Source organism: Flavobacterium araucananum (assembly GCF_002222055.1).
In the GTDB taxonomy this organism is placed as follows: Bacteria; Bacteroidota; Bacteroidia; order Flavobacteriales; family Flavobacteriaceae; genus Flavobacterium; species Flavobacterium araucananum.
The window spans coordinates 34,652-46,325 of record NZ_MUGS01000001.1; the positions used below are offsets into that span (position 1 = coordinate 34,652).

Genomic DNA, 11,674 nt, shown 5'->3' on the forward strand with positions numbered 1-11,674 from the left:
GGGTCACTCATAGGGTCACCGCACTTTGATAATATAGGTGTTCTTTGAGAAGTCACAAAAAACAAAAAAGCCTTTAAATACTAGTATTTAAAGGCTTTTGACTCTTAAAGTTTCTTTTGAAAACTTCATCTGGCGGAGAAAGAGGGATTCGAACCCCCGGACCTGTTACAGTCAACAGTTTTCAAGACTGCCGCATTCGACCGCTCTGCCATTTCTCCAGTATATTGCTTTCATCTCGTGATTGCGAGTGCAAATATAAGACGCTTTTTCCGTTCTTAAAACTTTTTTCGAAACTTTTTTCAAATAACTTTCAAGTGTCTAATTATCAGTATTTCCGAAAAAGATATTTTTGAAAAAATTATTCCAAGTCATCTAAAATTGGCGTTGGTTTCTTGTTTTCATCAACAGCAACAAACGAAAAAGTTCCTGAAACTACCGTTTCGCGAAGCTCCGAATACATTTGTTCCATAAAAATATCAACATGAATTTTACAACTTGTTCTTCCGACGCTATCTACTTTTGCAACTAATTCGATTAACGTTCCGGCTGGAATCGCTTTTTTAAAATCAATTTGACCTGTAGATATCGTTACTACTTTTTTACGGCTAAAACGCGTTGCACAAATAAAGGCAACTTCATCCATAAGATGAAGTGCAGTACCCCCAAATAAAGTATCATAATGATTTGTTGTACTCGGAAAAACGGCCTTAAAAATATGCGTTTCAGATTTTTTAATTCTCTCTTCTAAAGTTCCCATGTATTAATAGCTTACGTATTCAGTAATTTCAAGTCCATATCCAATCATTCCTACACGTTTTGTTTGTTCCGTGTTTGATACCAGTCTTATTTTAGAAATATCAATGTCATGCAAAATTTGAGCTCCAATTCCATAATCTTTACTATCGATGATCACTTTTGGTGCTTTCATTTTACCTTCTGCCTGTAATGTTTTTAGTTCAGCAATTCTGTTCAATAAATTTACCGCAGTCATATCCTGATTAATGAATAATACGGCACCTTTACCATTTTCATTAATAACCTTAAACATATCATCCAGTTGTTGCTCCGCATTATTCGTTAAAGTGCCTAATAAATCATTGTTTACCTGCGAAGAATTGATTCTTGTTAAGATTGATTCTCCAAGATTCCATGTTCCTTTTGTTAGGGCAATATGAATTTGTTTGTTTGTTGTTTGCTCGTAGGCTCTTAATCTAAAAGTTCCAAAACGGGTTTCGATATCAAAATCTTCTTTTTTTACAATCAGACTATCGTGTTGCATTCTGTAAGCAACCAAATCTTCAATCGAAACTAATTTTAAATTAAATTTTTTTGCAACTTTTACCAATTCAGGCAAACGAGACATTGTTCCGTCCTCATTTAGGATTTCACAAATTACACCAGCCGATTTAAATCCTGCAAGTCTTGCAAAGTCAATTGCGGCTTCTGTATGTCCGGTTCTTCTTAAAACGCCACCTTGTTTGGCAACTAACGGAAAAATGTGTCCAGGTCTTGCTAATTCGTGTGGTTTGGTATTAGGATCTGTCAATGCTAAAACGGTTTTCGATCGATCAGCAGCAGAAATTCCTGTAGTTACACCATGTCCTTTTAAATCAACCGAAACAGTAAAAGCAGTTTCCATGTGATCTGTATTATTGGTAACCATTGGTCTTAAATCTAATTCCTTGCAGCGGCTCTCTGTTAGCGGAGCGCAAATTAATCCGCGTCCGTGAGTGGCCATAAAATTGATCATTTCAGGTGTTACTTTTTCGGCAGCAGCCAAAAAATCACCTTCATTTTCACGATCTTCATCATCGACTACAATGATTACTTTACCTTGACGAATATCTTCTATAGCTTCTTCAATGGTATTCAGTTGTATTTTTGTTGTTGACATCATTATTTTTGATTTTGAGCAGGAAAAAATCGCTCCGAAATTTTTTGAAATAGTTGCGATATTGGAGTTGTAATGGCATCAAAGTTTATTAATCCGTTGTCGTTTGTTGCACGATACGTTAATAATATAGCCAATGGTAACAATACAAAAGAGGACATCCATGAACCCATAAATGGAGACATTCCACCTTCTTGTGAAAGTCTTTTTCCAAAAGTATTGATAAAATGGAATGTAATAAAGATTAAAACGGCAAAGACAATTGGTAAACCAAGTCCGCCTTTTCGAATAATAGCACCTAATGGAGCTCCAATAAAAAACATTAGAAAGCAGGCAAAAGCAATTACAAACTTTTCGTATAAAGCAGTTAAATGTTTATTGATTTCTCGTTGTTTGTCTTTTAAATCTTTTTGAGTGGTTTCAATTGAGTAAATGTTGCTGGTAACATTGCTGCTTGCCATTCTTAAGATGTCGGATTTCTGTTTGGTTGTATATAAAGATAAAAGATTATCAGGAAGTGATTTCTTCTTTTTGTCTGTTTTTACAATAGTAACAGGAGTTTTTCTAATTCCAACACGCTGATTGATATTCTCTGAAAATGAGATAATTTCATTTTCCAGATTTTTATTCAAAGAATCTAACGTATAGCGTAATTCGTTAACATTAAGCATCGCATTTGTGCTTCCTGAATTTTCCTTATCCTCATCAACTTTGTTCAATTCAGATAAATCTATATTGATGATCTGCTTTTTAAAAGAACTTTTTATAAAAGGCAATTTAGCGCGATCTTCGTATTTTTTAGGGGTAACATCCTGATAGTAATATCCGTCATTTAAAACTAGTTTCAAAATACTGGATTTTTCATTACTCATCAATTTACCATTTTTTGCCTTAATAACAGTTTTGTTTTCGCCAACGTTATTTGGTTTTTCATGAATGGTAACTCCTGTTAAAATATTTCCGTTTTCGCCGGATTTTTTATTTACCTTAATGTTATAAAAGCCAACATCATTAAATTGTCCTTCGGCAATTGCCATTGCAGGTTTGGCCTGGGCTATATTTTTTCGAAAATTAATAAATTTATATTCCGCATAAGGAATTACATTGTTTGCAAACCAAAATGCAACGATACTTAAAACAAAGATAAAAACAATCAAACCCCGCATCGCTCTCTGAAGCGATATTCCAGAAGATTTCATAGCGGCGAATTCATAATTCTCTGCCAGATTTCCAAATGTCATAATTGAAGATAATAAAACCGACAGAGGTAAAACCAGCGGAATTATTCGGGGCATTGAGAATAAAAGGAATTTTATAACCAAAATCAAATCCAGATCTTTCCCTGCAAGTTCAGAGATAAAGAGCCAAACGGTTTGAAGTATGAATATAAAAAAAAGGATTACAAATACCGTAGTAAATGTAATCAGGAATGTTTTTAGTAAGTATTTGTCTAAAATTTTCAACCTTGTAATTAGTCTAATTTATTGATGTAGTATTTTGGATATTTGCTCGCTACAAATGTAAATTGATTTTTTGATAAAGGCTGATTGGTTTTAAAAGAATTAACTGTTAAAGTGGTTTTTGTTCCATTTTTACCAGTTTCAATTAAATTATAGATGTGTTTTGTCTGAACATCAATACCTAAAAGGATTTCTTTTCTTTGATCTTTTGTACTTGTAGGGGCTAATTTTATGTATTGAATTTTTCTTCCTTTTACATTTTGTACAATATCCATATTGTATTTGTAGCCGGAATTAAAAAACGTAAGCATTTTTGAAGGCGTAATAGCATTATCGTCTTTCTCATTTACTTTAGAAACGGTAACTTCTTCGTCTTCTGGATTGATAGTGTAGGTTTTTTGCCCGTCGAATATTTTGGTAACACCCATAAAATTCAATACATATTGATTTCCTTTCATGGTTACATTTCCTTTACTGTCCTGATTTATATTTTCCTTAGCGTTATTCAGGGAATATTTAAAATCAATAACAATATTGTCGTAGCTTTTTATTTTAGTCGTTACTTCGTTCAATAAATCTTTGGCTTTTTTATCCTGAGCCTGAATCGAAGTGTAGCTCAAAAGCAATATAGCTGCCATTTGAAAGCACTTTTTAGTCATCTTAGTAATAGAATTGTTTTGGATTTCCTGAATTTTTGTTTTCATGATGGGATTAATTTTGTTCATTATTAAAAAATTGATCAAGAGCACTTAAGTCAGATATATTCACACTTCTAGCTTTACTGCCTTCAAACGGACCAACAATTCCAGCTGCTTCCAGCTGATCGATCAAACGACCGGCTCTGTTGTAACCCAATTTTAATTTTCTTTGCAATAATGAAGCTGAACCTTGTTGTGCATTTACAATGATCTCAGCAGCTTCTCTAAATAAGGTATCTCTTTCAGAAATATCCATATCAAGATTGATGCCAGTTTCTTCTCCAACAAACTCTGGAAGCAAATAAGCTGTGGCGTATGCTTTTTGCGAACCAATAAAATCCGTAATTTTTTCGACCTCCGGAGTGTCAATAAAGGCACATTGTACACGAACCACATCGTTCCCGTTAGTATATAATAAATCTCCTCTACCTATTAACTGATCAGCTCCTTGTGTGTCTAAAATGGTTCTGGAGTCAATTTTTGAAGTTACTCTAAAGGCAATTCTGGCAGGAAAATTCGCTTTAATCAAACCTGTAATAACATTTACAGATGGTCTTTGTGTCGCAATAATTAAGTGAATACCAATAGCACGAGCTAACTGGGCCAAACGTGCAATTGGAATTTCGACTTCTTTACCTGCCGTCATAATCAAATCGGCAAACTCATCGACAACTAATATAATGTAAGGCAAAAAGCGATGTCCGGCTTCCGGATTTAACTTTCGGGCTTTAAATTTATCGTTATATTCTTTAATATTACGAACCATAGCATCTTTTAACAACGAATAACGATTATCCATTTCGACACAAAGTGAGTTTAAGGTGTTAACTACCTTTGCATTGTCAGTAATAATAGCATCTTCGGTATCCGGAAGCTTGGCTAAATAATGTCTTTCAATTTTATTAAAGAGGGTTAACTCTACTTTTTTAGGATCCACTAAAACGAATTTTACTTCGGCTGGATGTTTTTTGTATAAAAGAGATGTCAGAACAGCATTTAGTCCAACAGATTTTCCTTGTCCAGTAGCTCCAGCCATCAATAAGTGAGGCATTTTGGCTAGATCGACAACAAATGTTTCGTTCGAAATTGTTTTTCCCAGAGCAATTGGTAATTCCATTTCGGCTTCCTGAAATTTCGCTGATCCAATAACGCTTTTCATCGAAACCATAGTAGGGTTCTTGTTTGGAACCTCAATACCAATCGTTCCTTTTCCTGGAATTGGTGCGATAATACGAATTCCTAATGCTGATAATGATAAGGCAATATCATCTTCTAAACTTTTAATTTTAGAAATTCTTATTCCCGCTTCCGGTACAATTTCATATAAAGTTACAGATGGACCAACCGTTGCTTTTATCTGTGCAATTTCGATTTTATAGTTACGAAGTGTATCTACAATTTTATTTTTATTCTCTTCTAACTCTTCCTGATTTATGGTAATTCCGCCAGTCGAATATTCTTTTAATAAATCGATGGTTGGAAATTTATAATTTGATAAATCAAGAGTAGGATCAAATAATCCAAAATCGGCAACCAGGCGAGAGGCCAGGTTTTCTTCGATAATATCTTCTTCCTCTGCTTTTTCAATAACAAATTCTTCGGTATGAACCGGAGTAGTTACTTTAACAGGGTTTATATCCATTTGCAAAGGTTTTAAAACCGGATTTAAATCAATTTCTGAAGAGTGATTGATGGTGGGTTTTAAAGCTTCTTTGTTAATTTCGAATTGTGTAACATCAGATTTTAAATGAATGTTATCTAATTCAGGATCTTCTTCAATAGCAAATTCTTCCAGATTATAAGCACTTTCTGCTTGTTGTGGTTTTAGAGAACTTAACTCTGATTTGAATTCTTTTTTGGTAGAATCAAAGTAAGATTGAATTTTCTCTGGGGATAATTTTATTTTAAAGATTAAATAAATGATCAGTCCAAAAAGTAAAGTCAATAAGGTACCTGTTTTTCCAATATAATCCTGTAGGAATAAATTAAGTTCGTAACCAATCGTTCCGCCCAATTCTGGAGCCGAAGTAGCAAAAAATCCAAATAAAACAGAAACAATAATAATAGCAAATAAGTCCCAGAACCAGATGTTTTTTAGTTTTTTAAGAGATAACTCTAAGGCTAAAAACATTCCCGTTAAGAAAAATAAACGCACTAATACAAATGAAGCAAGTCCAAAACCTCTATATACGATAAGATCGGCAAGAAAAGCGCCAAATTTGCCAAGCCAGTTTTGTACCACTTCAGAGCGATCGCCAAGCTGGCTTACCGCACTTTGGTCAGTTTGCCATTGTCCGTTGACATAAAAAGAAATAAATGCAACTAATAATGCGATAGAAAATAGTACCAAAAGGCAACCCAAAACAAAACGTTGTTGTTTGTTGGGTCTCCAGGATTTTAAAGTCTCCGTTTTTGATTCGTTTTTTTTGTCTACAGCTTCTTTTTTTGTTGTTTTTGCCATTCTTGCGTTCCTGTTGCCTATATAAATTTTGGGATATAAATAATCAAGCCTATTGCGATTGCTGTCATTGCGGCAAAAAATACCGCTCCTGCAGCAATATCTTTAATAAATCCGATTCGTTTGCTGTAATCAGGGTGTATAAAATCAGCAATTTTTTCAACTGCTGTATTGAGTCCTTCAACGCTTAAAACCAAACCTATTGCTAAGGTTTGACAAAGCCATTCTGTTTGTGTAATGTGAAAATAAAACCCGGCAATGGTCATCAAAATCCCTAACGAGAATTGAACCATAATGCTGTGTTCTGTTCGAATAAGTTTTACAGCTCCGTTAAATGCATAAGTCATGCTTTTTAAGCGGCCAGTAACAAAGGTATTATCTTTTTGAAATTCCATTTATAGGTATTATAGTGCTGCTAAAGCTGCTTCGTAATTTGGTTCGTTTGCGATTTCAGCAACTTGTTCAGTATGTGTGATTTTTCCGTTTTCATCAACAACAATAATCACTCTTGAGTGTAAACCGGCTAATGGTCCGTCAACGATTTCTAAACCATTTGTTTTACCAAAAGTTCCTTCTTGAAAATCAGATAAGTTTACTACATTCTCTAATCCTTCAGCACCGCAAAAACGTTTTTGAGCAAATGGTAAATCTCTTGAAATGCATAAAACAGTTGTATTTTCTAAATTGCTTGCACTTTCGTTAAATTTTCTAACAGATGTTGCACAAGTCCCCGTATCAACACTTGGAAAAATGTTTAAAACTAATTTTTTTCCTGCGAAGTTACTTAATGAAGCAACAGATAAATCGTTTTGTACTAATTTGAAATCAGCAAGTTGTGATCCAACTGTTGGTAATTCGCCTGAAGTATGAACTGGATTTCCTCCTAATGTTATTGAAGCCATGATGTTTGTTTAAATTAATGAGGTTCAAAAGTAAGGATTAATATTTGAATCTAAAAGTATTTGTTATGGGTTGTGAGTAGAATTAGGCTAGTTTTAAGATTAGAAAAAAAACAAAAAATCAAGTGTATAAAAAAAAGCGTCATCTTATGCAGAAAACGCTTTTTAAGTCATGTTTTTTTTATTTGTAGTGCTCGATTATTTGTCGATAGAGCCTAAAACACGTTTCATAAACGCATTTAAAGCTTCTTTTTTGTCTGTGCCCTGAACGACCATTTTGTGTACTTCAAGAGCGCCATACATATTGGATATTAATTCACCAATTACATCTAATTCTTCATCTTTTAGAGACGGAATCTCTGTCATTGCTTCCAGGACTTCGATCGTTTCAATGATATAATCCTGATCGTTTTCTTCGATAAATTGGGTTAATTGCTTTATTACGGGTAATTTCATTTTTCTTGATTTTTAGATTACTCGATTATTGGATTTTTAGATAAGATTCAAAAAATCTAACAGTCTAAAAACCTAATTATCTATTTACGCAATTGCGCTTACCAAGTCGATTAAAACTTCTTGCTTGTTGGTTTGGGTTTCTCCAACTAATTTTCCGTTTACGAAAGTTGCAAAAGTAGGCAAGTTGCTTACATTGGCTAATTTTCTTGATTCCGGAGAATTTTCAGCATCTACCAAAACAAAAGTGATAGCTTCATTTTCTGTTGCTAATTTTTTGAATTTTGGTTTCATAATACGGCAATTTCCACACCATGAAGCTGAATATTGTACTACTACTTTTTCGTTTTTAGCAACTAAATCTGCTAACGTATCTTCGTTTAAGTCGATTAACATTTGTTTATTTTTTAAGGTTCAAAGCAGCAAAGGTTCAAAGGAACAAAGTTTTTTTAAACTTCGTTTATCTTTTACGCTCTGTAGCTTTGTATGTTTTTGAATAATTTTAAAGTAGCAAAGGTTCAAAAGAACAAAGTTTTTAAACTTTGTTATAGAGCAGCAAAAACCTTTGCAACTCAGTACCTCTGAACCTTTGTACCTTTATAAAAAATTAGTTTGCGCTCAAATATTCAGCAGTACTAACTCTGTCAGCAGACATAGCTTCTTTTCCAGCTTCCCAGTTTGCAGGACAAACTTCTCCTTTTTCCTGAATGTGAGTATAAGCATCAACCATACGTAAATATTCGTTTACATTACGACCTAATGGCATATCGTTTACACTTTCGTGGAAAATTTTTCCAGTCTCATCAATAAGGTAAGTAGCTCTGTAAGTTACATTTGAACCTTCGATGATAACTGAGTCAGTATCTTCGCTGTAGCTTGTAGCTTCGATATCAAGGATACCTAAAATATTTGCTAAGTTACGGTTTGTATCTGCCAGGATTGGGTAAGTTACACCTTCGATTCCACCATTGTTTTTTGGAGTATTTAACCAGGCAAAGTGTACTTCGTTTGTATCACAAGAAGCTCCGATTACGATAGTATTTCTTTTTTCAAATTCTGGTAATGCAGCTTGAAAGGCGTGTAATTCAGTTGGACATACAAAAGTGAAATCTTTTGGGTACCAAAACAATACTACTTTTTTTTTGTTGTTTACTGCTTCTTCAAAGATGTTGATTTTTAAGTTGTCACCCATTTCTGAGATAGCATCTACTGCAATACTTGGGAATTTTTTTCCTACTAAAGACATATTTTTCGTTTTTACGTTAAAAATTTATTTCTGGTGCAAAAGTAGGGTATAAGTAGCGGTACTTACAATAAGAAGTGATTATAAAAATTTATTGATTGATAGTATTTGACTATTGTGATTGTTTTTGTCTCTGTAACTTATTGTAAGTCAATATTTACAGGTAATTTTCCGTTGCAAGTTAAATTTTCAAGAAATTGAATTCCTGCTATTTTTTGAAACTCATTAAAATCCTGATAGACCTGAATTAGTCCGGAAGCATTTTTAAGATGTTTAATAATCGGTAAAACGTACGGATTCCCGAAAACGTAAACAATGCATTTTTTGGTTTGCAATAAGTTTGAAAGTAAAGCCAAAACTTCGTCATTAATTTCGAAATTATTTTGAGGTTTTGCTTTTGGAACAAACAATGAAATGATAATTGTTTCGAAATTTTCTAATTCTTTTTTAATAACAGAAATATCCGAATCTTCTAAGTTTTCAAAAGCAAATTCTGGAGATTTTAATTCTGAATTTAAGGTTTGAAAGAAAGTATTGGCAACTCCTTTATACAAACTTAATTTTGCTAATTGATTATTTTTGTGTGCTTCAAAAGCAAATGGAGTATTTGTGTTATCAATTATTTTTGTTATCGAATTTTGAGCAATTTCCAGATTTAACTGTGAGGCTTTTTCAAAGTTTAAGTCACCCGATGTAAAAGTGTTTTGGGATAAAATTCCAACTTTTTCTTTGGCTTTCATGATTCGGTTAAAGCTTTCTTCGATACGATCCGGCGAAGCATTTTCAAGAATCGCTTTTATACCTTCAGGAACATTTTCGGCAAAACATAAAATATCATTTCCGGCATTGAAGGCTTCCCATTCTAGTTCTCCTTTGGTTTCGTACAATTTAGAAACGCTGTGCATATTTAAAGCATCAGAAATAACCAAACCATCGTAACCTAATTTTTTACGTAAAAGAGTTTCTATAATTGGTTTTGATAAAGTAGCCGATGTATTTTTTCCGTCATTTAAACTCGGAACTGCCAAATGTCCAATCATGATCGAATCGACATTATTTTCTATTCCTTTAATAAAAGGATATAATTCATTTTCTAGTAATTCTTCGAGAGTTTCGTTTAAAACCGGTAAACCTAAATGCGAATCGACATTAGTGTTTCCGTGTCCGGGAAAATGTTTCAGGCATCCTAAAACTCCAACTTCTGACATTCCTTTTAGATATTCGACGGCAAAATCAGCGACTTTTTCTTTGTTTTCGCCAAAAGAGCGATAGCCAATAACCGGATTATTAGGGTTGTTATTGATATCTGCAAGAGGCGATAAATTATAATGAATTCCAGCTGCTTTAAGGTCTAAAGCAATTTGTTTCCCGACCTCATATACCAAATTTGCTTTACTTTCCGGCAAAGCACCAAGCGTAATCGCATAAGGATATTGAGGTGTTTTTTCGATACGCATTGCCAAACCCCATTCGGCATCAATACTAATTAATAGCGGAGTAGAAGCGACTTTCTGGTAACGAATAATCAGGGCTTTAATTTTTTGATAGCTATCGTCATTAAAGACTACTTTTTTCTTGCTTTCATAATTTGTTGCTGCGCTCGCACGACTATGAAAAAATGTCAACCCACCAATGTTATGCGTTGCAATCAAACGTTCTGTTTCTTGTATATTTTCTTCGGTATCATTTATAAATACGGCAGGAAAAAAGAATTGTCCCACTTTTTTCTCTAATGCTTGAGCTGTCATTTTCATTATTATAAAGTCTTTTTCATGCAAACACTATTATCCATTTTTTCATAAGGAGGATAATTAGGAATTATAGTATATCCTGCTTTTTGATACAAGGCAATGGCTTCAGGCTGTTTTTTTCCTGTTTCCAAAACGGTGTACAAATATTTTATTTCGGCTGCCCAAAGTTCCAGAGCGGTCAAAACTTGTGAGGCAATTCCTTTTTTTCGATGGTCAGGATGTACAAACATACGTTTGATCTCGACCGTATTATTTTCTTTTTCTCTAAAAGCTCCACAACCTACGGCAATATTGTTTTCATAAAAAACGATAACGTGTTTTATTTTATCGGTTTTATTAAACTGATTGTAAAAGGCGTGATCTTCTCCGTCTCTAATTTTTAAATCGCGATCCAGTAAAACTACCAGATTTATAAAATCGAGATCATCAGAGTTGGTTCTTTTTAAGCTGGTCATGATAAAAATGCACTAAAAATTAAGTTATTTAAGTTTGGTTTTCTTTTGCTTGGCAAGCTGTGTTTTGGTTTGTAAGGCTTTTTCAAGTCGGTTTTTAAAACGGAAAAGTTTTGGCAAACCTTCAAGTCGGTCTTCGAGAGTAATTTCTTCGTAAATGATAATGGCTTTTTCTAAAACCCGAATCTCATTATCGAGATCGATCTGGTTTTTATAGATTGTTGCCAATCGGTCATAAGGATGATTTCCTTTAAAACCTTCGGTAATATTTTGTTCGTATAACGCAATTGCTTTTTCAATTTCTCCTGCTTTTTCAAATTCAATTGCTTTCAGGTTTCGTTCAACCTGGATGTTTTCATTGATTTCCAT

13 protein-coding genes and 1 tRNA gene are annotated in these 11,674 nt (G+C 33.6%); all 14 read right to left on the reverse strand.

The window, feature by feature from the left end; translation table 11 throughout:
- Positions 1-130: 130 nt before the first annotated feature.
- A tRNA-Ser gene (locus tag B0A64_RS00185) sits at positions 131-218 on the reverse strand.
- Positions 219-358: 140 nt separating this feature from the next.
- Positions 359-757 (reverse strand): acyl-CoA thioesterase, encoded by a 399-nt coding sequence (locus B0A64_RS00190; protein ID WP_072964543.1) that lies wholly within the window; start codon positions 755-757, stop codon positions 359-361.
- Positions 758-760: 3 nt separating this feature from the next.
- Positions 761-1,894 carry a 3,4-dihydroxy-2-butanone-4-phosphate synthase gene (gene ribB, locus B0A64_RS00195; RefSeq protein ID WP_165769733.1) on the reverse strand — a complete coding sequence of 378 codons (1,134 nt, stop codon included), beginning with the start codon at positions 1,892-1,894 and terminating at the stop codon, positions 761-763.
- Positions 1,895-1,896: 2 nt separating this feature from the next.
- Complete coding sequence (locus B0A64_RS00200; protein ID WP_089477542.1) at positions 1,897-3,354, reverse strand: LptF/LptG family permease; 1,458 nt, start codon at positions 3,352-3,354, stop codon at positions 1,897-1,899.
- A gap of 8 nt (positions 3,355-3,362) precedes the next feature.
- Positions 3,363-4,055, reverse strand: coding sequence for a LolA family protein (locus B0A64_RS00205; RefSeq protein ID WP_244285318.1), 693 nt, complete (start codon positions 4,053-4,055; stop codon positions 3,363-3,365).
- Positions 4,056-4,062: 7 nt separating this feature from the next.
- Positions 4,063-6,510 carry a DNA translocase FtsK gene (locus B0A64_RS00210; RefSeq protein WP_089477544.1) on the reverse strand — a complete coding sequence of 816 codons (2,448 nt, stop codon included), beginning with the start codon at positions 6,508-6,510 and terminating at the stop codon, positions 4,063-4,065.
- Positions 6,511-6,527: 17 nt separating this feature from the next.
- On the reverse strand, positions 6,528-6,902 hold the full coding sequence (locus B0A64_RS00215) for a diacylglycerol kinase (RefSeq protein WP_089477545.1): 375 nt from the start codon (positions 6,900-6,902) through the stop codon (positions 6,528-6,530).
- Positions 6,903-6,911: 9 nt separating this feature from the next.
- Entirely contained in the window at positions 6,912-7,409 is a 498-nt protein-coding gene (gene tpx, locus B0A64_RS00220) for a thiol peroxidase (protein ID WP_089477546.1), read from the reverse strand.
- Positions 7,410-7,604: 195 nt separating this feature from the next.
- Positions 7,605-7,862 carry a DUF6952 family protein gene (locus tag B0A64_RS00225; protein WP_017495510.1) on the reverse strand — a complete coding sequence of 86 codons (258 nt, stop codon included), beginning with the start codon at positions 7,860-7,862 and terminating at the stop codon, positions 7,605-7,607.
- A gap of 84 nt (positions 7,863-7,946) precedes the next feature.
- The gene (locus B0A64_RS00230; RefSeq protein ID WP_089477547.1) at positions 7,947-8,255 is read right to left on the reverse strand and encodes a thioredoxin family protein; all 309 of its coding nucleotides are present in this window, start codon (positions 8,253-8,255) and stop codon (positions 7,947-7,949) included.
- Between the two features lie 211 nt (positions 8,256-8,466).
- A complete protein-coding gene (locus B0A64_RS00235) occupies positions 8,467-9,105 on the reverse strand; it encodes a peroxiredoxin (protein WP_089477548.1) in 639 nt (212 codons plus the stop codon).
- Positions 9,106-9,242: 137 nt separating this feature from the next.
- Positions 9,243-10,856: a glycoside hydrolase family 3 protein gene (locus B0A64_RS00240; protein WP_089477549.1), complete on the reverse strand. Its 1,614-nt coding sequence runs from the start codon at positions 10,854-10,856 to the stop codon at positions 9,243-9,245.
- Between the two features lie 2 nt (positions 10,857-10,858).
- Positions 10,859-11,308 carry a GNAT family N-acetyltransferase gene (locus B0A64_RS00245; RefSeq protein ID WP_089477550.1) on the reverse strand — a complete coding sequence of 150 codons (450 nt, stop codon included), beginning with the start codon at positions 11,306-11,308 and terminating at the stop codon, positions 10,859-10,861.
- A gap of 24 nt (positions 11,309-11,332) precedes the next feature.
- Positions 11,333-11,674 (reverse strand): hypothetical protein, encoded by a 342-nt coding sequence (locus B0A64_RS00250; protein WP_089477551.1) that lies wholly within the window; start codon positions 11,672-11,674, stop codon positions 11,333-11,335.